The organism is Legionella lytica (assembly GCF_044626755.1).
GTDB classification, from domain to species: domain Bacteria; phylum Pseudomonadota; class Gammaproteobacteria; order Legionellales; family Legionellaceae; genus Legionella; species Legionella lytica_A.
Window position 1 is genome coordinate 1 of record NZ_JBGORX010000002.1, and the last position, 25257, is coordinate 25257.

Genomic DNA, 25257 nt, shown 5'->3' on the forward strand with positions numbered 1-25257 from the left:
AAACTCTTCAGTTCAATTCCTGTCGTCAGTTCTCACTAACGTATCTTTACTTCTTCTATCTAGTCACAAGCACTCAAGTTATTTCAAAGTGCCCACACAGTTTGTCTTCTATCTTATTAATGAACGTTTGCCCCGAGGCGTGCTGCGTATTCTACTGATTTCGACTTCCATGTCAAACACTTTTTTCATTTTTTTTGAATTTTTTGCGTATTCCTATTTTTAGGCCTTATGTATGACATATATTAATGAATAGGCAAAACAATGCATCTCATGGCTAAACGCTCATTAATGCAGTAAAAAGGGTTTGCTTCATAGAATTACGTCTATTTGGCCTCACGGTTAATTGTCATAATCTTTAATAATTGCCGTGGAGCTTTTTAGTATAGACCAGGTTTTTTCATATTTTCAGAAAGAGAAACTTTTAGCATAATTTTTTTTACACAAAGCTGGCTATCCCCTCGTTTTTTTGATAATCTTCGCTATTCAACTATGGTGGCTCTATTGGTCCCTTCGCGGCGATAGATTGTGAACCCCGTCAGGCCCGGAAGGGAGCAGCGGTAGCAATTGATTCGAGCGCCGAGGTGCGGCTCTTAGAGCTGCCACCCAACTTATAAAACCATATATGAGCTATCTAGCACTTGCCCGTAAATGGCGACCACGAACATTCTCACAACTTGTTGGCCAAGAACATATTAATAAGGCTCTTATTAATGCGCTGAATCAACAACGCCTACATCATGCCTATCTTTTTACCGGTACCCGTGGTGTGGGAAAAACAAGTGTAGCCCGTATATTGGCTAAATCATTGAATTGTGAAGCAGGAATCAGTTCTGAACCTTGTCTACAATGTAATACTTGCATTTCCATTGAGCAAGGTCGCTTTATTGATCTCATTGAGATTGATGGTGCGTCCAAAACACGTGTAGAGGATACGCGCGAGTTATTAGATAACGTGCAATATGCACCTGCCACTGGCCGCTTTAAAATTTATCTAATTGATGAAGTGCATATGCTGTCACAGCATAGCTTTAATGCTTTACTAAAAACATTGGAAGAGCCTCCCTCCCATGTGAAGTTTATTTTAGCTACGACGGATCCGCAAAAATTACCAGTTACCGTTTTATCCCGTTGCTTGCAATTTAATCTGAAGCATTTGGCGCCAGAGCTAATTAGCCAACATTTGCAATTGATTCTTCACGATGAACAATTAGATTTTGAATCCCAGGCGCTGAATATCTTAGCCCATGCGGCACGCGGAAGTATGCGTGATGCCCTCAGTTTGTTAGATCAAGCCATAACGAGTTGTGATAATCAATTAACCGCAACCGATGTAAAAATGATCTTAGGTTATACCCAACAGGATTATGCCTTACAACTCCTGCAAGCACTTGCGAATCAAGATGCCGCCAAGATATTAAACCTTAGCCAAAATATCGCTAATGAAGGAGGACATTTTCAATATGTCCTTGATGAGCTACTCAATTACTTACACCAAATGGCGGTTTATCATGCAATTGGTGATCATAATGCCTTAATCAGCCCTTCTGCTGAAATCAAAAACTTAAGTAATTTATTATCTGCTGAAGATGTACAGTTATTTTATCAAATTAGTTTAAAAGGCCGCGAAGAAATTCATTTAGCTCCGACCTTGGCCATAGGGTTTAATATGACCTTATTGCGAATGCTAACATTTAGACCAGCTCCGAAAGTGGACTCTGTTGCACGAACACAAATTCAAATAGCAGAAGTAACGCCAGTTATTGCCCCTACCCCTGAAACTATACCGATGTCTCAGGTATCGGCACCGATTCCCTCCATAAGCCCAATCCAAGCTCCCGAGTTTACTTCAGTGCCAGCAGAGACAAGGACAGTACCAGAAACAGCTCCAAATCCAGTGAATTCTGCGACCCCACTTGCAGTAGCAGCAGAAATCCTTGAGGAAATAAATCATAATACGCCAATACCCGAACAACCTGCTATAAGCCATGCGGCACCAGAGCAGCAAAGTTGGGCAGCCATTATCCCTCAACTAAGACTAACTGGCTTAGCGCTTACCGCCATAGAGAATTCGGAGCTAATGTCTAGAGAAGGACGAGATCTGGTTTTACGAGTTGCTCGTGGGCATCAATCTTTATTTACCCCAACCGTACTAGCACGAGTTGAAACAGCACTAGCTAAATATTATCAAACAACGATAAAAGTTACGCTAAATAGTGATCAGTCGGTGCAATCATCACCCGCTCAACAAAAAGAGCAGGCGACACAGGAAAAACAGCAAAATGCGGAACTTGCGCTGCAAAATGACCCGATGTTCCAACAGCTACAACAAGATTTTTCAGCAGAATTGGTCAAAAATTCTATTGTGCCACTAAAAGATGACTTATAATATAATAGGTTTAACTTCTCAGGCTGTGTTTTATAGTTCCTTGAGACTTGTACCCAACCCTAAACAACAGAGGCTTTAATAATGGATATGAATCAAAATCTTAGTAACCTGATGAAAGAAGCGCAAAAAATGCAACAACGTATGCAAGAAGCGCAACAACAATTAAGCCAATTAGTCGTTACTGGCGAAGCGGGTGGTGGCATGGTTACAATTCAGATGAATGGTCGACATGATGCCGTTGCGGTTAAAATCAAACCAACCATGTTGGAAGAAGATCCAGAAATGCTAGAAGACTTAGTTGCCGCAGCAATTAACGATGCTGTACGTAAAATTGAAAAAGCATCTAAAGAAAAAATCAGCCAATTAACTGCAGGATTAAATATCCCAACTGATTTAATGGGCGGTGAAAAGGAATAATCCTAATAATGGATATGTTAAATCGCCTGGTCGAAGCACTACGTTGCCTTCCCGGAGTAGGACCAAAATCAGCACAGCGCATGGTGTTTCACTTGCTTCAACATCAAAGACAGCGAGGTTTACACCTCGCCTCTTGTTTGGAGCAGGCAATGTCACAAATCAAGCATTGTCAGCGCTGTATGAATTATACTGAGCAAAGTCTTTGCACCTTGTGCCAAAATCCCAATAGGGATTCCTCTTTACTTTGCGTGGTAGAAAGCCCAGCTGATGTATCAGCAATTGAACAGAGCAATTCATTCCAAGGTAAGTATTTTGTCCTTATGGGTAAAATATCTCCCCTCGATGGATTAGGCCCCGATGATATTGGATTACCTAAACTTAAGAATCTGATTCTTGAGGAAGGAATTAAAGAAGTAATCCTGGCTTTAAGCCCTAGTGTGGAAGGACAAACCACTATTCATTTTATTCATCAACTCTTACGAGAACAGCCAGTCCATATTACTCAATTAGCCCATGGCATACCGTCAGGGGGTGAATTGGAGTTTTTAGATGGTAATACCATTGGAAATGCTCTTCGCAATAGAGCACTAATTAATGTTTAAAACCATAATACGTAATCAATTTTTTGTCCTGATATTATTGCTGGTAACAGGACTAACTCATGCTTCTTTTTATAAAAGCTTATGGCCACAATGGGAGGTGAATAATCCCTTATCTAAAGAAATTATTTCTCACCAACTGTGGCAAGACTTTTTAAATCGTCGAATAATTACTAGTCCCGAAAATATCAACTTGGTTGATTATGAGCATTTCTCGCAGACCGATATGAATTTGCTAAAAGATTATCTACGCGATATGGCACAAATTAATATCGATAATTACAATCGTGCAGAACAATTAGCTTATTGGATTAATGTCTATAATGCACTTACCGTACAGACAATCGCTAATTATTATCCCATCTCGACAGTTCAGGAGATTAATATTTCTCCTGGCCTGTTCAGCGTAGGCCCTTGGGGTGCTAATTTAATTACGATCAAAAAGACAACGCTTTCCCTAGATGATATTAATAACCGTATTATTCGCCCCATTTGGAATGATCAGCGCACACACTACGCATTGAACAATGGCAGTATTGGTGCACCAAATTTAAATAAAGATGCCTACCATGGGTACAATTTGGAAGAACAATTAAATAAGGCAGCACTTACTTATGTAAACTCATTAAGAGGAGTGAGTGTTATTGAAGGAAGGCTGATTATTTCAAAACTCTACGATTGGTATGAAGAAGATTTTGGTGGAACCAAACAAGATGTGATCATCCATTTATTGCAATTTGCCAAAGAACCATTACAAAGCCAGTTAAAACATACAAATACTATCGACAGTTATGTTTATAATTGGCATCTCAATAGTCCTTCATCAGATCCTGCATTACATGAGAATGATGTTAAGTAAAATTTAATCTCGCACCCATGCATACTGTGAAGCAATCCACACGACCCTATGTTCGAACTATGTACGGGTACTGGATTGCTCCGAAAACGGACATTTATAATAAGATCAATAGGAGGAATAAGTTTATGAATCGTGGTGGCTTTTCATGGAAGCGGCTTCTTGGTATTTCTGCTCTTAAAGCAAAAATTTCGCGAAAAATTGGCATCCCCTTAACTAAATCAGGAAGGCAACGAAAGCTGGGAGCGTTCATCATGAAAAGTGTATATTCGTTTGCCATGAAGCTCATAAAAGCTAAGCAGTGATCGCGGGACTTTTAATTTTCTTGTCTGTATTTTTCCATGCCTGAAGGAATCCTGATTGCAAGCAAGCAGGATTCGCTTTTTAATCTTCTTCTACGAAACGAAACAATTGCTCTACCGAATCATGGTTTATGGGTGTTTTACGTGAATAAATTGCAATAACTCGCAGTACGGCATCACGATTGCGATGGCCAATTTGCGAGTAATGCTTTGCTAATTTATAGTGATATGCCTCGGTAAGCACATGTCGATTTTTTAACTCGTCGCGTAAGGCTTGCATCACCGCCAATAACGTATCAAAAACGTCCTGTAGCACTCTGCTCTCTTCTTCACGAAGCTGAGGCAGCCAATCAAAAAAAACCCCCTCCAACACGATAAAAAAATTATGAAGTAAATGACGTGTGTCATTGTTCGCTAAATACCCGTAAAGATCCAAGCATTCGGTCGTCGAGAGTTGCGCGAACAAAAGGCTCATCTCCGACTGAAAAGCATCGAGCTCATGCATTTCAGGAAAAAGAGTTTGGCGTAAAACCATGGCTGTATCAATTAAACGATTAGGATTAAACCAAAACTTATAGGCTCTGCCCAAATCACGTAACAGTTCTACCGTGAGTTGCTGTTGATACTGTGGTGAAATGGTTATCCGCAACTGTTTCACCGCAGCCCAGATCATGGATTTAAAACTATCGTTTACCTCAATCATGATTCCCTGAGGTAATTCATTGCCATGCAATAAATAATCAACCTCTGGTATTAAACCATTTTGTAGAGCGGCAGTATGAAGCTGCTGTTGAATTAGCTCTATTGCATAATGTAAAACAGCCAGACGAGCACGGACAGAAATCAGCTTTTCAGGATGAACGCTGTAGGGGAATAATTTGTCAGGAAATAATTTATAGAAAAAAATAGCATTTACTAAATCAACAAATTGTTCTTGAGCAAAAAAATCCAGAGCCTCTTGTTGTTCCGCTCTACTCCACTCATGAAACCACATCGCCAATTCAAGAGTTGTTGCCTCATGATGGCTCCAAAAGTTAGCAATTCCGACAAGCCAGCGCTCCAAATGTCGTTTAGCGAATAATCGCTTGAGTCGCGTGGCGTATTCTGCCATCTGTTGCAAATAATGCAAAGATGGAATTGATAGCACCTGTTGATAAAGAGCGACTATTTGCTGTATTAATTCCTTCCTTTCTTCCAAAGAATTAGATTGAGCTAATCTCTGCTCCAAATTAAAAATGGCTTCAAAATGCTCTAAGCGGCAAGGGTAGGTGGATAATTGTTCGGGATTAAAAACCAAATCCTCTTGAAGCAAGCGCAAATAATCTAAATAGTTTGTTGCAATAGAACGGCATAAATCAACAATATTATCTGCATAGCAAGTTAAATGCTTGGGATGATTTAGATACGAACGTAAACGACATTTTAAATGGCTTAACTCATATTTAATCTGTGCTTTAGTCCGATCCGCATCCGTAATTTCCCAATTTAGTTTTTGAGCCACCCAGCCTCCTCAAACAGCCTCCTTGCTGAATTTCGCTTTCTTATACTTACAATAGCATCGAAAATAATTGCAAGTCGACAGTAATCTTGCCAAAATCTAATTGATTGCCGTATTAAAAGCCAGGAAACAAACAAATGCCGAAATCCAGCTATTTGCTGTTTATTGATCAGAGCCCTGTAAGTGAAGAGATTAAAAGTTACTTTGCTCAATTCAATATCGCAATAGTAGAACAGCAGAATTTACATTCAATTCCTATTGAGCAAGGGGTCCCTGTTGCTATTTTAATTCACTGGTCTATTTTAAAAAACCAGCTATCAATGGTACATCAGTTTTATACAAACTACCCTGTCCCATTATTAGTTATTCATGATCAACCAGATGAAGATGCCTGTATTAAAGTACTGGAAGCTGGAGCTGATGATTTTATCATTAAACCTATTTATCCACGTGAATTACATGCCCGTGTTAGTGCAATTAGCCGGCGAGTGTCGCGGATTCAACAACAATCGGACTCGGATAAAGAGTTACTCACCTTTGATAATTGGCGCCTCGATCCAGCTGCACGTCGTGTCTTTAATATTGAAACTAATAAAGAACTGCTTCTCAGTGCAGGAGAGTACGATTTGTTGCTTACTTTTGTACAACAACCCTTGCAAGTGCTCGATCGCGAACAGTTATTACAAACAACGAAAAATAGTGATTTGAATCCCTTCGATCGCCGAATTGATGTACAAATAAGCCGTTTAAGACAAAAAATCGAAATTGATGCTAAAAAGCCAGCCCTAATTAAAACGATTCGTAATGGTGGTTATATGTTTACTGCCGAGGTTGGTGTTATTAAAGAACCTGGTGATAAATAGCCTACTACAATCTAATGGGCTTGCCATTTAAAGAAAACCTGGTTGCAAGCAACCAGGTTAAATTGTTTTACTTTTGATTAACTATGCCTATCTAATGGCTTAATATTTCCTATCGTATAGATTGGTCCATGATCCCCAGGTTCATACGCATCTGGATTTTGATTGTCTAAAACTTCTAATTGCACGCTAATACCCACCAGAGGGAAATGCCTCATTAAATCTTTGCCGATCTGCTGAGCAATAATTTCCCAAAATACATTCTCAGGTAATTCGACCGAGGGCTCCATATAATTTAGTGCAATAGAGCGTAATAAACGATAATCAGGATACTCTGTTATAGGTAAGTCCTGCTTATATGCGTAACGTATATAGATATTTAATATTTGCCCAGCCTGGCGTACCGTATGATGTTTAGGTACCATAAATTGAAAATAATTACTTTCCTCTCTCATTTGCATATGAGAGCCCGCTAATAGCTGGTTCGACCAAGACATAAAGGTGAACATCAAGATGACTATCTTTAAATAATTCATTAATTTCTCCAATAGAGATTACTTTGCCAAATGTTGACATCAATTCGATTGATAAATAGCTAAATAAACACTGGAGAATGACGCGGGGGTTTATAAATACTGGTTGGAGCACCAGTAGAGCATGTTAAAAGATAAATAAAAGAAATTAATGCCATTAATAATGAAAGCAATGATCCTAGCAAATTTGCTTCTATAGTTTGTCCCGCATGACACTGACCTTTCTGATTAAGTGGCGCTTTTTGTGAACAAGAGCTAATTTCCGTTTTACTCACCGCAATAACTGACTGTGCATATATAAGCTGACTACTGACCATAATCGGTGTCAGGGAAATGACAAATATGAGAAAGAAGTTCAGCCATTTTTTCATGGTAAAAAGTATATCATATTGGACAATAAAAATCATAATGATTTTATAAGGGAGGTACATTCTATCTCAAACTTATGCCATCATCGTACTTCGGTTTGTCGGAGCTGCTTTTCACTCTGTCCTGGATACCGAAGACAAGCCCCGATACAGCAAGAATTGCTGAGTATCGAAGCCATATTATTTACGTTTCTTGCTCAGTTTAAACATTTTGACGCTTTTAATGGTGTTATCACTAACCTTTAAAATTTCAATACGGTAGTTATCAATAGTTAAACATGATTCAGCTGGCGGAATATAACCTAGGTGTTCGACAATTAGACCGCTTAATGTTTTAGGCCCAATCATTGGCAGTTGCCAGCCCATTAAACGATTTAAATGGCGTAGAGTTAAACTGGCATCAATAATTACTGAATTGTCACTTTGCGGCATAATATCACGGCTTAAAGCAGCGATGTCCGTAGTAAACTCCCCCACTATTTCTTCAAGAATATCCTCCATGGTAACCAGACCTAAAATGTTTCCGTATTCATCGACCACAAATGAACTTCGTCGTTTCATTTTTCTAAAATTAAGAATCTGGACATTCAGTGGTGTGGCTTCGGGAATAAAATAAGGGGTATCAGCGCTACTCAATAAGCTATTTAAATTTAGTTTATCCTCTAAGGCCAAATTTAAAACATCGCGTACGTGAATCATACCTTCTAGATTATCAATAGTGTCACGATATAATGGTAGGCGGGTGTGTTGCGCGGTTTCTAATTGTTCTAACAATTGAGTCCATGGCTGCTCTAAATCAATTCCTACAATTTCAGCTTTAGGAATCATGATGTCTTCAACAGTCGCCGTTTCCAAATCCAACAAACTTATCAACATACTTTTATGTTCGACGGGCAATAAACCGCCTGCCTCATGCACTACCGAACGTAGCTCTTCGCCGGTTAATGCTTCTTTTTGCACTCGATCAATGGAAACATGAAATAAACGTAAAATGCTGTTCGACATAAAACTACAGGTCCACACTAATGGAGAAAAGAGCTTTTGTATTATCTTTAATGGTAAAGAGGTCGCAAACGCAACTTGCTGAGGATAAATAGCGGCGAAGGTTTTGGGAATCATTTCCGCAAATACCATAATGACTAGAGTTAACAGTGCTGTTGCAATGGCCACTCCTAAATCACCGTATAAGCGTTGACCAATTAATGTTGCAATCATAGAAGCTACAATATTAGCTACGGTATTGCCAATTAAAACCACGCTCAGCAGCAAATCAGGACGCGCGAGAATTTTATTAACCCGTATTGCTTGCATGTCATTCTTTTTGACCAAATGTTTCAGCTTGTAACGATTTAGAGACATCATGCCAATTTCTGTGGCAGAAAAAAAAGCAGCTAGAACAATTAAAAAAACTACTATGGCAAATAATGTAGAAAGATGGAGGGCCACCAAATATCCTTTAAGCGTTGCATGCAAGAAAATAAGGTATCATATGGAGTCACAGAAAGCGAGATAAGGAGGTATGATTTGCTAGTGGAAGAGGCCTGTAGCCCGTATTCGCATGGTTGTAATACGGGCCGTAGTATCTTCAAGCTCAGTTCCCCTATATTCTGCGCTAACACAGGCTACAAATAAGGATTAACCTGCAAAACGATCAATACTGGCAACAATTTCTGCCAAAGCAGCTTCCGGGCCTTCCCAACCATCAACTTTAACCCACTTACCTGCTTCTAAGTCTTTATAATGTTCAAAAAAGTGTTTGATTGAATTTAATAAATATTCAGGCAAGTCTTTATATGTTTCTACTGCTTCATAAATTTTAGTTAGCTTATTAATTGGAACCGCTAATAACTTGGCATCAACACCGGATTCATCAGTCATTTTCAATACCCCCACAACACGACAAGGAATAACAGAACCGTTAATTAAGGGCACGGGAGTAATAACCAATACATCTACTGGGTCACCATCTTCGGATAGGGTGTTAGGAATATAGCCATAGTTAGCAGGATAAAACATTGGCGTTGATAAAAAACGGTCAACAAATAATACGCCAGAGTCTTTATTAACCTCATATTTTACTGGTCCACTGTTCATGGGAATTTCAATAATCACGTTAATTTCATTTGGGATATCACGCCCACTACTAACTTTCTTTAAACCCATTTATGTCCCCTATTGGAATTAATATAGTTACTCGCCATCGATTTCTATGAGTATGGCTTAGAAGTACAAAATTTCTATCGAAATAAAGACGGCTATTATGCGAAAAATCGCATCAAAAGGCAAAGAGAAGCTGTCAGAATATATGTGAGAAATGTATAATAGCATTTTCAATTAATTATTAGGATTGCTTATGGATTGCCTGTTTTGCAAAATTGCCGGAGGTGCGATTCCTGCTACAGTAGTTTATGAAGATGAAGAGCTGATGGCTTTTCGTGATCTGCACCCACAAGCACCAACTCATGTGTTAATTATACCGAAGCAGCATATTGCGACAATTAATGATGCTACTGATGAAAACCAAGCCCTATTGGGGAAAATGATTTTAAGAGCAAAACAACTTGCTCAAGCTGAGGGATTCAGTGATTCAGGTTATCGATTAGTTTTTAATGTTAATCCCCATGGCGGGCAGACGGTTTTCCATATTCATTTACATTTACTAGGTGGCCGTAGCATGACTTGGCCTCCAGGTTAGGAATTTTTTATTATGAAAGAACTTTATGAGCAGCTACTAACGGAACTAGGAGAGGATATAACTCGCGAAGGATTGGTAGATACACCGGAACGCGCTGCAAATGCGATGCGTTATTTAACTAAAGGTTACCGTGAAGATCTTGATGAAATTATCAATGGTGCACTGTTTGACTCAGAAATGAGTGAAATGGTTATCGTTAAAGATGTTGAAATGTATTCAATGTGTGAGCATCATCTATTGCCATTTTTAGGCAAGTGCCACGTCGGCTACATTCCCAATGGAAAAGTAATTGGTCTATCAAAAATTGCGCGTGTCGTTGATTTTTTTGCGCGCCGTCTGCAAATTCAAGAGCGCCTTACCTCAGAAATAGCCCATTGCATTGAGTCAATTACCGGAGCACGTGGTGTGGCTGTTGTTGTTGAAGCGAAACACTTGTGCATGATGATGCGCGGTGTTGAAAAGCAAAACTCGGTGATGAGCACCTCAGTGATGCTTGGAGACATGCGTACTAGCGCTACTAGTCGTGCTGAGTTTTTAAGACTAATTCATAAGACGAATTAAGATCAGAGACATCCCCTCCTTGTTAGGCTCATTTAATATACTTCAGCATCTATTTAAATTTCGTCATTACGATGAACGTGGTGACGAAGCCACCCAGGAGTTCGCTGTACAAAGCCCCTGGTTGCTTCGATGTGCTCGGAATTGATGATGGTTCGATGTGATTTACCAAAAATCTAAATAATTAGCTCATTTTGAGCCATAAAAAAACCCGTATTACGAATTCGTCAATACGGGTTTCGAATTACTTGATGTAAAGAAAATATTATTCTTCTTCAGACTCATCAGCGGCAAGATTAGCAACTTCAGCATTTTCCTCTGCAGCAGCAGGAGCAGCAGCAGTGGCTTCAGGAGCTTGTGGCTTGTCTTTCCACTCAAGCTTCACACGACCTTGCTTATCAATTCCAGCAACAAATACAGAAATTTCTTGACCTTCTTGCAGAACATCCTCTACCTTCTGTGCTCTATCAGCGCAGATTTGAGAAATGTGCAATAAGCCATCTTTACCTGGTAATAAGTTAATGAAAGCACCAAAATCAACGATCTTGCTTACTTTACCGTGATAGGTCGCACCAACTTCAATTTCAGCAATTAACGCTTTAATTTGCTTTTGCGCTTCTTCTAAAGCGTCCATGTCAGGAGAGAATAATTGCACTAAACCAGTATCATCGATATCAATAGAAACACCAGTGCTATCAATTAACCCTTTGATTGTTGCGCCACCTTTACCAATAATGGTACGAATTTTATCTTCAGCAACTTTCATAGTTGTAATTCGTGGTGCATGTTGAGATAGCTCTTCGCGATGTTCTGCTAGGGCATTATTCATTATCCCTAAAATATGGATACGACCAGCTAATGCTTGCTCCAGTGCTTGTTCCATAATGTCATTGGTGATACCGGTAATTTTGATATCCATTTGTAATGCTGTAATACCTTGCTCTGTACCGGCAACTTTGAAATCCATATCACCTAAGTGGTCTTCGTCACCTAAAATATCAGTTAATACAGCAAAACGCTCACCATCTTTAATTAAGCCCATTGCGACACCAGCAACTGGCGCTTTTAAAGGAACCCCTGCGTCCATCAGAGCTAAACTGGTTCCACAAACAGTAGCCATTGAACTTGAACCGTTAGACTCAGTGATTTCAGAAACCACACGTAAAACATAAGGGAATTCATTTGCAGCAGGAAGAACTGCCATTAAAGCACGTTTTGCTAAACGGCCATGGCCAATTTCGCGACGCTTTGGGCTACCAACCATACCCGTTTCACCAACAGAGTACGGAGGGAAGTTATAGTGCAGCATGAAGCGATCTTTAGACTCGACATTAATACCGTCAAGCATTTGCGCATCACGATCATTACCTAAGGTTGCGACTACAATTGCCTGGGTTTCACCACGAGTAAATAACGCGGAGCCATGTGTTCTATCCAAGAATTTAGTACGAATGGAAATAGGACGTACAGTCTTCTGGTCACGACCATCAATACGTGGCTCACCATCAAGAATACGATTACGTACTGTAGCACGCTCTAAATCACCAAACATATTGCCGATAACATCGGCGCTTAATTCTTCATTTTCAGCTACAAGGGCATTGATGGTTTGTTCTTTTAATTCATCTAAGCGTGCATAACGTGCTTGCTTGTCTTTAATCAGGTAAGCAGCTTCAACTTCGTTTTTCGCGATATCAGTAACTCGAGCCTGTAAATTAGTATCGACTTCTGGAGCAGTCCAATTCCAACGCGGCTTTCCAGCCTCTTGAGCAAGCTCTTCAATCGCTTTAATCACGCCTTTCATCATTTCATGGCCAAACATAATCGCACCACGCATGACGTCTTCGCTCAATTCTTTTGCTTCAGACTCTACCATTAAAATAGCATCTTTAGTTCCCGCAACGACTAAATCTAATTGCGATTCCTCTAGGGCTTTACGACTAGGGTTAAGTAGGTAAACCCCGTCTTTATAACCAACACGAGCAGCACCAATAGGGCCATCAAAAGGCACACCAGAAATAGCCAAGGCAGCTGAAGCACCAATCATGGCAAGAATATCTGAAGAAACTTCTGGGTTTAATGACAGAACCGTCGCAATTATTTGCACTTCATTGGTAAATGCATCTGGGAATAGTGGGCGAATAGGTCTGTCAATTAGACGTGAAGTTAACGTTTCATTGTCGCTTGGTCTGCCTTCACGCTTATTAAAGCCCCCAGGAATTTTTCCTACGGCATAGAATTTTTCTTGATAATTAACCGTAAGAGGAAAAAAACTATTTCCTTCACCACCCTCTTTTTTACCAACCGCAGTAACTAATACTTGAGTACCATTCATGCTTACTAATACAGCACCATCAGCTTGTCGTGCAATTTCACCGGTTTCAAGAACTAGGGTATGGTCACCAAATGCCATCTCTTTTCTAATTTTAGCCACGGTCTATTCCTCTTTAATGTTTATAACGAAAAAAAGGCGCAGAAGTGTGCGCCTTTAATTACTAACTGTTTTGGTTAAACACACCTCTACTCAGGTGCTTCAATTCCATAATCAATAAGAATCTCTTAACTCTAATTTTTGAATCAATGTTTGGTAACGACCTTGATCATTACTTTTAAGATACTTCAATAATTTACGACGTTTGTTAACTAATGCTTGTAACCCACGACGAGAATGAAAATCTTTTTTGTGTTCTTTAAAATGTCCAGTCAAATACTTGATACGACTTGTAATTAAAGAAACTTGAACCTCTGGCGAGCCTGTATCTTTATCGGCACGCTTAAATTCATTAACGATTGCTGCTTTATCCGCGCTGTTTAGCGACATTATACACTCCTGGAACTACAATATTCATTCAAAGGCGAACATTCTACCAAGGCATACCAAACGAAACAAGTGTTGTAAATTATTTTGTGCAAAAAAAACCATAATTAGGTATGGATTTTTGCAATCAAACTAAAAAGCCAACAATCTCTTCGCTCTCAACTCACCTTCAGCATTTAACTCACCTAAACCAATAAATTGTGATTGCTCATCATAAAGACGAACACAATTTACCCCATCTACATCTAATTGCTTACTAACAATCCGACCTTGCCGGATGGCTAAAATGTCATTGTCTGAAAGTACTACCTGCTTTAAATAATCTACTGCTTTATCGAGAGGAATAAGACAAGCTTTGCGTTCGTCTAAAGACATCTGCTCCAATTCCTCTAATGTATACATCGGCATCTCATTGAGGCCTGATGTATAAAGGCGGTGCAACCGTGTTACATGGGCACCAACCCCTAATGCATCACCTATATCCTCTACTAAATTACGGATATAGGTTCCCTTGCTGCAGTTAACAGTTAAGGAAAATTGTGCTCCATCAAATGCGTCCAACTGCAAATGACTGATAAAAATCTCACGCTGTTTACGTTCCACTTCGATACCTTCTCGCGCGAAACGGTATAAGGGCCTGCCCTGGTGTTTTAAAGCAGAATACATAGATGGAGTCTGTTTTATATGCCCTCTATATTGCGCTAATACCGTTGTAAGCTGTGCTTGCGACACACGACACATCTCGGTATATGCAATGACGCGTCCTGTTGAATCAGACGTGTCCGTTTTAATTCCGAGCATTGCCGTTGTTTCATAACATTTATCTGCATCAAGCAAAAATTGGCAAACCTTGGTTGCCTCTCCGAAGCATAATGGCAACATGCCAGTAGCTAAGGGATCTAAGCTACCTGTATGTCCCGCTTTTTTGGCTCCCAATAAATGCTTAGCTTTTTGCAAGGCCTTATTGGAAGTCATCCCTCCTGATTTATTAAGTAATAAAATTCCATTGATTACCGGGGTCAACTCAGTTTTCTTCATTATCATCAGTGGAAGAAGGGTTTACTTCATCAATTAGACGACTTAGGCGTTGTCCATATTCAATTGATTCATCATAAACAAAATGTAACTGAGGTACCGTCCGTAAGGTAATACTACGCGCCAAAGCACTACGCAAATAACTTGCAGCTGCGTTGAGAATAGTCTCAACCAGCTTTTTGTCATTATTCAACACAGTGAAATAAACTTTAGCGTGAGCTAAATCTGCAGCAACCTTTACGGCAGAAATAGTCACAATACCATTTAAGCGTGGATCTTTTACCTCTAAAGGAATGATCTGAGCTAATTTACGCTGAATCATTTCAGCAACCCGATCTGTACGTTTAAAATTTTGAGCCATAATTATAAATCACGCTTTATTTCAACAGTTTCATATACTTCAATTAAGTCACCAGGTTTCACGTCATTGTAGTTCTTAACACCAATACCGCACTCAAAACCTTGACGAACCTCTAATACGTCGTCTTTAAAGCGTCTTAAGGACTCCAAAGTTCCTTCGTAAATCACGACGTTCGCGCGGAGTACCCGAATTGGATTATTACGTTTAATTACGCCTTCAATAACCATACAACCTGCAATAGCACCAATTTTTGGTGACTTGAACACGTCGCGCACTTCAGCAGTACCAATAATCTCTTCTTTGAATTGGGGAGCTAACATTCCTGTTAACGCACCTTTAATTTGGTCCACAATGTCGTAAATAACACTGTAATAGTGGAGAGATATAGACTCTTGTTCCGCTAAACGCTTCGCTGTAGCATCAGCACGTACGTTAAAGCCAATCAATAAGGCACTTGAAGCGATTGCCAAGTGAACATCCGATTCAGTAATTCCACCTACACCACTCGAAATGACCGCCACTTTAACTTCATCGTTCGATAATTTAACCAAGGCATCAGAAATAGCTTCCACAGAACCTTGTACGTCCGCCTTAAGTACAATATTTAACACTTTAGACTCAGCAGCAGTCATGTTTTCCATGATGCCTTCTAAAGTAGACTTTTGGCGTCGTGCTAATTTCACATCGCGGAACTTCCCTTGGCGGAATAAAGCCACTTCACGCGCTTTCTTCTCATCAGGAACCACCACAGCCTCATCCCCTGCGTGAGGAATTGCTGATAAACCTAAAACTTCTACAGGAATCGAAGGCCCCGCACTGTTAACCATATCGCCATTATCACCTACTAATGCACGAACACGCCCATACTGGAAGCCTGCGAGAATGATATCACCTTTATGCAAAGTTCCACTTTGAACTAGTACGGTAGCAACTGGGCCACGTCCCTTATCTAAACGAGACTCAATAACCACACCTTTCGCAGCGCCATCAGTCAAGGCACTTAATTCTAATACTTCTGATTGCAGTAGAATTGCATCGAGGAGTTCATCTATACCAGTACCTGCTTTAGCAGAGATATTGATAAACATAGTTTCGCCACCCCAAGCCTCTGGAATTATTTCATGAATAGATAATTCATTCATAACACGGTCTGGATCGGCTCCTGCTTTATCAATTTTATTAACCGCTACAATAACCGGCACTTTCGCAGCCTTAGCGTGCTGGATTGCCTCAATAGTTTGTGGCTTAACTCCATCATCAGCGGCAACAATCAAAATAACGATATCAGTAACTTGGGCACCACGTGCACGCATTGCAGTAAATGCCGCGTGACCAGGGGTATCTAAGAAAGTAATGTCACCTTTTGGAGTGCTTACGTGATACGCACCAATATGCTGAGTAATCCCGCCGGCTTCGCCAGAGGCAACTTTGGTACGACGAATGTAGTCAAGTAACGAGGTTTTACCATGGTCAACGTGCCCCATAATCGTTACTACGGGAGCTCGACCTTCTGTATTGCTACCTTTAGAGATGGCTTCACCGAGGCCAACTTCGATCGCATCTTCATTAATTACCCGAGCCTTATGCCCCATTTCTTCAACAACGATGACCGCTGTTTCTTGGTCAATAACTTGGTTAATTGTTGCCATAGCCCCCAAAGACATCATACTTTTGATTACTTCAGCCGCTTTAACTGACATACGTTTTGCCAGCTCGGCAACAGTAATAGTCTCAGGAATTAATACTTCGCGTACTACTGGTGCAGTGGGTAAAGCAAACCCATGGGTTAAGGTTTCTTCTGCTTCACGGTATTTATCTGACTTTTCAGAACCTTTACGTTTTTTAAATTTGCTACGCCCACTGCCGCGACGATGCGAATCATCATCATCTTCGCTACTACGCACGAAAGAGCCTTGATATTTTGGCTTTTTCTTAGCTTTCTTGTAATCAGAAGATTCAGAATCCGTAGCTGTAGGTTCAGCATGTTTCTTTTTAGCAGGTTTATCACCTTTGATTTCTTCTTTTATGGCAACTTGCGCAATTTTCTCTAGCTCAGAAGGAGCTTCTGACGCATCGTCAAGTACCGGTGCTGGCTCTTCAGCAGCAACGCCCTCTTCAGCTGTTGGTACCTCTTCGACCACAGCAGCATGTGCCTGGCTTTCTTCTTGACCTTCGGGCTCTGCGTGTACCGCATCAGGTATTGATTCAACAATAGAAGTCTCTGTAATTGTTTCGCTAGGAGCTGATTCATCTGTGGCCGCTATTTCAATTGGCTCTTCAGTTTCTGGTTGATCAACAAGAGTGCTGCGCTTAACAAAAACCTTTTTCTTGCGAACTTCGACATGAACTGTTTTACCACTATGAGTATCATGGCCAACAGTAACTTGAGACGTACTTTTACGTCTTAAAGTAATACGCTCTGGCGCAACATTGGTATCACGCACAGAACTACTCTTTAAATGATTAAGTAAGATACGCTTTTGTTCCTCATTCACAGTCTGTTGATCATCAGTAAAAGATAACCCTGCTTCCTGTAACTGGTTCAATAAGCGTTCAACCGGAATACCAACGACTTGAGCTAATTGTTTAACCGTCACATCCGCCATATTTTAATCCCCTTTCAGCAGCCTATGATGTATTCATTACGAATGAACATAACTGCGTTCTGAAACACGTTAGTTTATTAATGCCTTGCCAAATAGTGCAAGGCATAGGTATATACCCAAGATACTTGGGTATAAATGGTTTTATAAAAACCATGGTTCTCTGGCTTTCATAATTAAAGCGCCAGCTTTTTCTTCCGTCATCCCTTCAATTTCTAATAATTCATCTACAGATTGTTCTGCTAAATCTTCCATAGATGTAATTCCTCGCTCTGCTAATCGGTTAGCAAGCTCTTCAGACATACCTTCCATATTTAATAAAGATTCATCTGGAGTACCAGCTAATCCCTTACCCGAAGACAGTGCCATAGTTAGCAAATTATCATTTGCTCTATTTCTTAGCTCTTCAACGATTTCTTCGTCGAACTCTTCAATAGCCAAGAGCTCTTCTTTAGGTACATAAGCAACTTCTTCAAGAGATGAGAAACCATGTGCTACTAGTAATGTAGCAATTTCTTCATCGATTTCCAGCGCGGAAGTAAATAATTTTACAATCTTACTCGACTCTTCCAAATTCTTATTTTCGAATTCGTCAGCAGTCATCACGTTTAAAGTCCAACCAGTTAACTGGCTTGCTAAACGTACGTTTTGTCCATTTCTACCAATTGCTTGCGATAATTGATCTTTCTCTACGGCTAAGTCCATAGCATGCGTATCTTCATCAACAACAATTGAAGAGATATCCGCCGGAGCCATAGCATTAATCACTAACTGAGCAGGGTTATCATCCCAAAGAATAATATCAACACGTTCACCACCTAACTCACTGGAAACGGCTTGTACACGCGCACCGCGCATACCTACACAGGCACCAATTGGATCAATACGTCCGTCATTGGTCTTAACCGCGATTTTAGCTCTATTTCCTACATCACGAGCAGCCGCTTTGACTTCAATAACATTTTCGCCAATTTCTGGGACCTCAATGCGGAATAATTCGATTAACATTTCGTTACGTGTACGGCTAACGTACAATTGTGGTCCACGAGCTTGAGGAGAAATTTCATATAAATAAGCACGGACTCTGTCGTTAGGACGAAACATTTCATGAGGTAACATTTCAGCACGTGGTAGAAATGCTTCTGCCTTACCACCTAAATCGATAATTACATTATCGCGAGTTACTTTTTTAACCGTACCATAAACCAATTGCCCTAATTTACTTCTAAATTGGTCTATAACTAATTCGCGCTCAGCTTCTCTCACTTTTTGCATAATGACTTGGCGTGCTGCTTGCGCTTCAATTCTGCCAAACTCGATTGATGGAATTGTTTCTTCGATACGTCCACCCACAGTGACTTCTGGATTACGGGTTTGCGCGTCAGCTAAAGCAATCTGATACTCGGGAAACTCTAAATCATCAGGCTCAACAACATCCCAGTATCTAAAAGTTTCATATTCACCAGTACGTGGGTCGAGCTTAATTCTAACGCCGATTTCTAATCCAAAGATTTTTCGAGTAGCAGACTCCAATGCGGCCTGAATGGCAAGGATGATAACGTCTTTACTTACGCCTCTTTCGTTTGATAACGCCTCAGCAACTAATAACAATTCTTTGCTCATTGTTCGCCTCTCTATACTGTCAAATATGCCTTTACAATATTTGAAAAAAGTAATTCATGCTCTTCGCCATCGATATTCAGTACCACTGAATTGTCAGACACTGAAACGATTGTACCTAGCAATTTACGCTTCTTATTAACTGGTTTAAATGTTTTCACCTGGACAGGTTGCCCCATATAACGAAGATACTGCCAACCCTTAAACAAAGGTCTGGGTATACCGGGTGATGATACTTCTAAACTATAGTTACCAGGAATAGGATCCTCTACATCGAGCAAGGCACTTACTTGGTGGCTCACATCTTGGCAGTCTTCGATTCCAATCCCTTCTGCTTTATCTATGTATATACGTAATAGAGAATGTTTACCTTGAGCAAGGTATTCACATCCCCAAAATTCATAACCCATATCATTTACAGTAGGAGCTAATAGCTGTTCGAGTTCGTCTTGAATCATAATATTAACAAACAAAAAAAAAGGGCGCATACGCCCAAGTCTGTTAAAGATTAACCTGGATTCGCAAAATAGCCCGAATTAAAAATATCCCTAAGAAAACAGTTGCATCGACTGCGAACACTGCTACAGAGGATTTTAAAACTTTTTTCCAGGGTAATAAAAAACCCCATAAATGGGGTCTTAAAAAGTGGTAGCGGGGGCAGGATTTGAACCTACGACCTTCGGGTTATGAGCCCGACGAGCTACCATGCTGCTCCACCCCGCGTCAACTGAAAAGAAGTATACTGCTTATTGGCTCTCTTAGCAAGTACTTTTAACAATGTTTGTGAATTAATTAACAAATGCGTTAATACAGCTAACAATTAACGCTCCAGGAAAAATACCCAGATACAATAAAGACAAGCAATTCAAAGACAATACTGTGGCATTTCCTTTATTGATAATTAGGGGCTCACTATGCACTGGCTTATCAAAGTACATTAGCTTAACTATACGAATATAATAGTACGCACCCACTACTGCAAACAGTAAGCCGAGGATTGCAACCCAAGTCATATGGACATCAACTAAAGCTTTTAATACCAGTAACTTAGTAATGAAACCAACTGTTGGGGGTACACCAGCCATTGAGAACATCGTAATCAACATCATAAAAGCTAACCAAGGATTTCTTTTATTTAAGCCTTTAAGATCATCAACATTATCAATTTCCATCCCATGACTAGACATTAAAACGATTAAGCCAAAAGCCGCTGCAGAAGTAATTGAATAAACTAAAATATAATATAGTGCAGCTGAGTAGCCTGCAGCGCTTGCCGCCAAAATACCAAATAAAGCATAACCAATATGTGATATTGCTGAATAAGACAGCAGACGTTTCAAACTTGTTTGTACCACAGCGAATAGATTTCCCAAGCCTGTAGACAGTAATGCAACCACCAGCAGAATTTGCTGCCATTGTGCAGTAATATCCACAAAACCAATGGTTAAAAATCGGAATGCCATTCCTAACGCAGCAACCTTTGGTGCAGCACTAATAAATAGCGTTACTGATGTTGGAGCACCTTGATAAACATCTGGAGCCCACATATGGAATGGGACTGCGGCAAGTTTGAAACACACACCGGCTAAAATAAAAACCAGAGCAAAGGCTAATAAAGCTTCTTGGTGCTGCCAGTTCGCAGAAATTGCGTTTGCCACTTCTAACAAATCAAGCTTACCTGTCGCTCCATAAATCAATGAAATACCGTAGAGCAACATAGCAGAGGCTATAGCTCCCATGACAAAATACTTCATTGCTGCCTCTGAGGCATCACTATCAGTACGGCGAATTGCAGTCATGGCATAAAGTGGCAGAGACATTAATTCTAAACCAAGATAAATCGATAAAAGCGAGTGAGCAGAAACCAGGATCATCATTCCTAAAGTTGAGAATAACCCTAGTACATAATAATCTCCTGAAGGCATTTGCCGTTCATCAATATAGTCGCGTGAATAGATAAAACTCAATAAGACAGTAAGGTAAATAAAGAACTTCATTAAATGAGCAACGTCATCACTAATAAACATTGAATTTAAGGTAAGTACTTTATTGGCCCCTATATAGAGGAAACTAACTCCTGCAGCAGCAATTAAGCCAATGCAGGAAATAATAAACGCTACAGAACGAACTTTATCTCGAAAGAATAAGTCAGCAAGCAATGCAAGGCCCGCTGTGGCTAATATAACCATCTCTGGTAGCGCGACATGAATATTTTCAAATAATGCGATCATATTAATTAACCTTGCGTATTACAATTTTGTTTGGCTGGCTAGTGCCAGAGTATGACTAACTGTCTGGTGTACGTATTCGAGCATAGGCTTAGGATACACCCCCATAGCAATAACCATCAGAGCTAATAACACATAGGCACTTAACTCATAAATTGATAGGTCTTTTAATGCCGCAACTTTATCATTAGCTACTTTGCCAAAAATAACGCGCTTATACATCCACAAATTGTATGCTGCAGCAGTCATTAAGGTAGTTGCAGCCCAGAAAGTGATCCAAAATCCAGCTTTCATCGAACCAACAATTACCATAAATTCACCAACGAAACCTGAAGTACCAGGTAAACCGGCATTAGCCATACAGAACAGCATGAAGAAGGACGCAAATATAGGCATGGTATTCACGATACCGCCAAAGTCTGTTAGCCGGCGAGTATGCATGCGGTCATAAATAAAACCAACACCAGCAAACATTCCGCTAGAAACAAAGGCATGCGAAATCATTACCACAATCGCGCCTTCTAAAATAAGTCCGGCATTGCTTAATCCAGTTTGTTTAGCAATGCTAAAAATCGCAAAACAGCCTAGAGTTACGAAACCCATATGTGAAATTGAGGAGTAGGCAATCAAACGCTTCATATCTTTTTGCACTATGGCCACTAAAGCAATATACACTACTGCAATCAAAGATAAAGCAATCATCACCCCTGCATATTTGCTACAGGCATCTGGAACGATAGGTAATGAAAAGCGAATAAATCCGTACGCGCCAAGCTTCAATAGAATTGCTGCTAAAACAATAGAGCCCCCTGCAGGTGCTTCCGTATGCGCATCAGGTAACCAAGTATGAACGGGAAACATAGGGATTTTAATCGCGAAACCAAGGAAAAACGCAATAAAGATCAATGTTTGCGCAGTCATACTCAATTTAATTGCATAAAACGCTTCTATATTAAAGGTTCCAGCAATATATCCCATGTATAAGAAACTACCGAGCATCAATACTGACCCAAAGAAGGTATACAGGAAGAATTTAATCGCCGCATACACTCGATTCTCTGAACCCCAAATACCGATGATTAAATACATGGGAATCAGTGTAGCTTCCCAGAATATATAGAATAAAATTGAATCCAGTGCCGAGAAAACCCCAACTAATAAGCCCTGCATGATCAAAAATGCAGCCAAGTACTGAGGTACTCTATTGGTAATACTTTCCCATGTAGCAAGTATCACCACTAAGTTAGTGAAGACACTTAGCACGATTAATAATAATGACAAACCATCAATACCAAGACTGTAGCTAATACCAAGAGAAGGCATCCAAGGAAACTCTTCCAGATATTGCATCCCTAAGGCTTTAGTATCAAAGCCGCCAACTAAAGGCACACAAAGCAGTAGACAGAGTACCACTGTGAATAAAGCCAAATAGCGTGCATTGTTAGGGTTACGATCCTCTCCTACGAGAAGAACAAAAACACCGCCTAATATTGGCAACCAAACTAGCAAATTGAGCAAATAATGCATACCCTCACCTTATATTCAGCCTAGTATCAACCAGCACAAGAATCCGAGTAATCCAAGAACCATAACTGTTGCATAGTGATTGAGATAACCACTTTGTATGGTTCGACCTTTACTGGAAAACCATCTAATCAGTCGACTACTACCATTAACTACCATTCCATCAATAACCCCTTGATCACCAATGCTATAGAAAACATTGCCTAGACCTTTGGTACCTTTTACAAAGACCAGGTTATTAAAGGCATCAAATCCATACTTATTCATCAGAAGCTTATAAATAAATTTCAAATGACGAGCCAAGTAACCAGGAATAGATGGAACAGCAATATAGCAAACCCAGGCAATAGCAATACCTGTTAATGTAATCCAGAAAGTAAGTGATGAAACTGAATGAATCATACTTGCGAAAGGAGAAGTAATCTCATGAGCAAGTTCAGCCATAACATTATGCTCAGGAAGTACAAATAATGATGAACCTAATAAAGTGGGCTTATCAAATAACATAGGCATATACAGTACATAACCTAAAATTACAGAGGGAACCGCTAGAACAACTAGAGGTAGCCACACCACCCATGGAGACTCATGTACGTGATCTAAAGTGTGTTGATCCATACGTGGCTTCCCATGGAAGGTCATAAAGAGTGATCTAAAGCTGTAAATCGCAGTAACCATTGCACCAACAACAACACAGAAATAAGCATAACTACTACCAGGTATTTGTGAAAGTTGTGCTGCTTCAATTATCGTATCTTTTGAATAGAAACCAGCAAAAGGAGGAACAGCGCATAAGGCTAAAGTTCCAATAACAAAAGTTACATAAGTGATAGGCATTTTATTCCACAAGCCACCCATTTTTCGCATATCTTGCTCATGATGCATGCCAATAATAACCGAACCCGCCCCTAGAAATAATAAGGCTTTGAAGCAAGCATGTGTAAGCAAGTGGAACATCCCCGCACTGTATGCAGAAGCACCGATACCAACCATCATATATCCCAATTGTGATAAGGTTGAATAAGCAACTACACGCTTAATATCATTCATTACTAAGGCAAGAATACCAGTAAAGAGTGCACCAGTAGCACCGATCACCAAGACCACAGACAAGGCAGTAGTTGATAATTCAAGTAAGGGTGAAATCCGCGCCAGCATAAATACCCCAGCGGTAACCATGGTCGCCGCATGAATTAATGCAGAAATTGGGGTAGGACCTTCCATTGACTCAGGTAACCACACATGCAAAGGTACCTGGGCTGATTTACCCATAGCACCAACATATAAAGCCAAGCAGGTAACTGTCATTACTGACCAAGGGTGACCAGCAAATAATTCAATATTTTGACTTGCTAAATAATTGGCACTTTGAAATACCGTAGCGTAGTCAATACTGCCTGTGTAAGCGAATACTAAAGCAATTCCGATAACGAAGCCAAAGTCCCCTACACGGTTAACCAGGAATGCCTTAAGACTTCCTTCGATTGCTGATTCTTTTTGATACCAGAAACCGATAAGTAAGTAAGAAACCAGCCCAACACCTTCCCAACCAAAGAATAATTGTAAGAAGTTATTTGATGTAACTAACATCAACATCATGAAGGTAAAGAGTGAAATATAACTAAAGAAACGTTGATAACCGTCATCATCCGACATATAACCAATACTGTATATATGTACTAATAAGGATACAAAATTTACGGTGACCAGCATAACAGCGGTTAGCGGATCAATTAAAAATCCTAAATTAAACTCATAAGGAATTAATGCTCCACCAGTCGCCCACTGATAAAGGACGGTATTTTCTGAAGGCATCGCACCCGAGAAAATCTGGCAAGCAATATATAGTGACGCAATTAAAGAAATGCTAACACCCAGAATTGTAGCTGAGTGTGCTCCAACGCGTCCTATTTGGTTTCGAAAAAAACCAGCGATGGCCGAGCCTGCAAGAGGAGCTAAAACAATTATCAAACACAGTTGTTGTATACTCACAATG

21 protein-coding genes, 1 tRNA gene, 1 other RNA gene and 2 pseudogenes are annotated in these 25257 nt (G+C 40.1%); 8 read left to right on the forward strand and 17 right to left on the reverse strand.

Annotation, left to right across the window (positions count from 1 at the left end; all coding sequences use genetic code 11):
* Window positions 1-499: 499 nt before the first annotated feature.
* The 5 genes from ffs (at window position 500) to ACD661_RS07495 (ending at window position 4261) form a co-directional block, all read left to right on the forward strand.
* Window positions 500-596, forward strand: an RNA gene (gene ffs, locus ACD661_RS07475) — signal recognition particle sRNA small type.
* A gap of 26 nt (window positions 597-622) precedes the next feature.
* Window positions 623-2386 (forward strand): DNA polymerase III subunit gamma/tau, encoded by a 1764-nt coding sequence (gene dnaX, locus ACD661_RS07480; RefSeq protein ID WP_400187249.1) that lies wholly within the window; start codon window positions 623-625, stop codon window positions 2384-2386.
* A gap of 81 nt (window positions 2387-2467) precedes the next feature.
* Entirely contained in the window at window positions 2468-2803 is a 336-nt protein-coding gene (locus tag ACD661_RS07485) for a YbaB/EbfC family nucleoid-associated protein (RefSeq protein ID WP_400187250.1), read from the forward strand.
* An 8-nt stretch (window positions 2804-2811) separates the two neighbouring features.
* The gene (gene recR, locus ACD661_RS07490; protein ID WP_252579762.1) at window positions 2812-3405 is read left to right on the forward strand and encodes a recombination mediator RecR; all 594 of its coding nucleotides are present in this window, start codon (window positions 2812-2814) and stop codon (window positions 3403-3405) included.
* Window positions 3398-4261, forward strand: a complete 864-nt coding sequence (locus ACD661_RS07495; RefSeq protein WP_400187251.1) for a DUF547 domain-containing protein — start codon at window positions 3398-3400, stop codon at window positions 4259-4261. Before recR ends, ACD661_RS07495 begins: the two co-directional genes overlap by 8 nt.
* Before the next feature lie 381 nt (window positions 4262-4642).
* On the opposite strand, the gene ACD661_RS07500 is transcribed toward ACD661_RS07495, so the two are convergent.
* On the reverse strand, window positions 4643-6061 hold the full coding sequence (locus ACD661_RS07500) for a hypothetical protein (RefSeq protein ID WP_400187252.1): 1419 nt from the start codon (window positions 6059-6061) through the stop codon (window positions 4643-4645).
* Between the two features lie 134 nt (window positions 6062-6195).
* Here ACD661_RS07500 and ACD661_RS07505 point away from each other — a divergent pair, with 134 nt between their 5' ends.
* Window positions 6196-6921 (forward strand): winged helix-turn-helix domain-containing protein, encoded by a 726-nt coding sequence (locus ACD661_RS07505; protein ID WP_400187253.1) that lies wholly within the window; start codon window positions 6196-6198, stop codon window positions 6919-6921.
* A gap of 77 nt (window positions 6922-6998) precedes the next feature.
* Here ACD661_RS07505 and ACD661_RS07510 read toward each other — a convergent pair whose 3' ends face one another.
* The 4 genes from ACD661_RS07510 to ppa form a co-directional block, all read right to left on the reverse strand.
* Window positions 6999-7454 carry a hypothetical protein gene (locus ACD661_RS07510; RefSeq protein WP_400187254.1) on the reverse strand — a complete coding sequence of 152 codons (456 nt, stop codon included), beginning with the start codon at window positions 7452-7454 and terminating at the stop codon, window positions 6999-7001.
* Window positions 7455-7513: 59 nt separating this feature from the next.
* Window positions 7514-7822, reverse strand: a complete 309-nt coding sequence (locus tag ACD661_RS07515; RefSeq protein WP_400187255.1) for a hypothetical protein — start codon at window positions 7820-7822, stop codon at window positions 7514-7516.
* A gap of 177 nt (window positions 7823-7999) precedes the next feature.
* A complete protein-coding gene (locus ACD661_RS07520; protein ID WP_400187256.1) occupies window positions 8000-9265 on the reverse strand; it encodes an HlyC/CorC family transporter in 1266 nt (421 codons plus the stop codon).
* A 189-nt stretch (window positions 9266-9454) separates the two neighbouring features.
* Window positions 9455-9982, reverse strand: a complete 528-nt coding sequence (ppa, locus tag ACD661_RS07525) for an inorganic diphosphatase (RefSeq protein WP_400187257.1) — start codon at window positions 9980-9982, stop codon at window positions 9455-9457.
* A gap of 190 nt (window positions 9983-10172) precedes the next feature.
* Between ppa and ACD661_RS07530 the strand changes: the two genes are divergently transcribed.
* Window positions 10173-10514, forward strand: a complete 342-nt coding sequence (locus ACD661_RS07530) for a histidine triad nucleotide-binding protein (RefSeq protein WP_400187258.1) — start codon at window positions 10173-10175, stop codon at window positions 10512-10514.
* Between the two features lie 12 nt (window positions 10515-10526).
* Window positions 10527-11075, forward strand: coding sequence for a GTP cyclohydrolase I FolE (folE, locus tag ACD661_RS07535; protein WP_400187259.1), 549 nt, complete (start codon window positions 10527-10529; stop codon window positions 11073-11075).
* Between the two features lie 262 nt (window positions 11076-11337).
* On the opposite strand, the gene pnp is transcribed toward folE, so the two are convergent.
* The 12 genes and pseudogenes from pnp to nuoL all read right to left on the reverse strand — a co-directional run bounded on the left by pnp (window position 11338) and on the right by nuoL (window position 25253).
* Window positions 11338-13506: a polyribonucleotide nucleotidyltransferase gene (pnp, locus tag ACD661_RS07540; RefSeq protein WP_472975193.1), complete on the reverse strand. Its 2169-nt coding sequence runs from the start codon at window positions 13504-13506 to the stop codon at window positions 11338-11340.
* A gap of 111 nt (window positions 13507-13617) precedes the next feature.
* Window positions 13618-13893, reverse strand: a complete 276-nt coding sequence (gene rpsO / locus ACD661_RS07545; protein ID WP_400187260.1) for a 30S ribosomal protein S15 — start codon at window positions 13891-13893, stop codon at window positions 13618-13620.
* A gap of 129 nt (window positions 13894-14022) precedes the next feature.
* On the reverse strand, window positions 14023-14928 hold the full coding sequence (gene truB / locus ACD661_RS07550) for a tRNA pseudouridine(55) synthase TruB (protein ID WP_400187261.1): 906 nt from the start codon (window positions 14926-14928) through the stop codon (window positions 14023-14025).
* Complete coding sequence (gene rbfA / locus ACD661_RS07555; protein WP_400187262.1) at window positions 14915-15286, reverse strand: 30S ribosome-binding factor RbfA; 372 nt, start codon at window positions 15284-15286, stop codon at window positions 14915-14917. The genes truB and rbfA overlap by 14 nt, the downstream gene beginning before the upstream one ends.
* A 2-nt stretch (window positions 15287-15288) precedes the next feature.
* Window positions 15289-17319, reverse strand: a pseudogene (gene infB / locus ACD661_RS07560) (translation initiation factor IF-2); the annotation flags it as partial.
* Between the two features lie 233 nt (window positions 17320-17552).
* A pseudogene (locus ACD661_RS07565) lies at window positions 17553-17892 on the reverse strand (translation initiation factor IF-2 associated domain-containing protein); the annotation flags it as partial.
* Between the two features lie 141 nt (window positions 17893-18033).
* Window positions 18034-19512, reverse strand: coding sequence for a transcription termination factor NusA (gene nusA / locus ACD661_RS07570; RefSeq protein ID WP_400187263.1), 1479 nt, complete (start codon window positions 19510-19512; stop codon window positions 18034-18036).
* An 11-nt stretch (window positions 19513-19523) separates the two neighbouring features.
* On the reverse strand, window positions 19524-19967 hold the full coding sequence (gene rimP, locus ACD661_RS07575; RefSeq protein WP_400187264.1) for a ribosome maturation factor RimP: 444 nt from the start codon (window positions 19965-19967) through the stop codon (window positions 19524-19526).
* A gap of 188 nt (window positions 19968-20155) precedes the next feature.
* Window positions 20156-20232, reverse strand: a tRNA-Met gene (locus tag ACD661_RS07580).
* 65 nt (window positions 20233-20297) lie between these two features.
* Window positions 20298-21740: an NADH-quinone oxidoreductase subunit NuoN gene (gene nuoN / locus ACD661_RS07585; protein ID WP_400187265.1), complete on the reverse strand. Its 1443-nt coding sequence runs from the start codon at window positions 21738-21740 to the stop codon at window positions 20298-20300.
* 18 nt (window positions 21741-21758) lie between these two features.
* Window positions 21759-23264, reverse strand: coding sequence for a complex I subunit 4 family protein (locus ACD661_RS07590; protein WP_400187266.1), 1506 nt, complete (start codon window positions 23262-23264; stop codon window positions 21759-21761).
* A gap of 15 nt (window positions 23265-23279) precedes the next feature.
* Entirely contained in the window at window positions 23280-25253 is a 1974-nt protein-coding gene (gene nuoL, locus ACD661_RS07595; protein WP_400187267.1) for an NADH-quinone oxidoreductase subunit L, read from the reverse strand.
* Window positions 25254-25257: the final 4 nt, after the last annotated feature.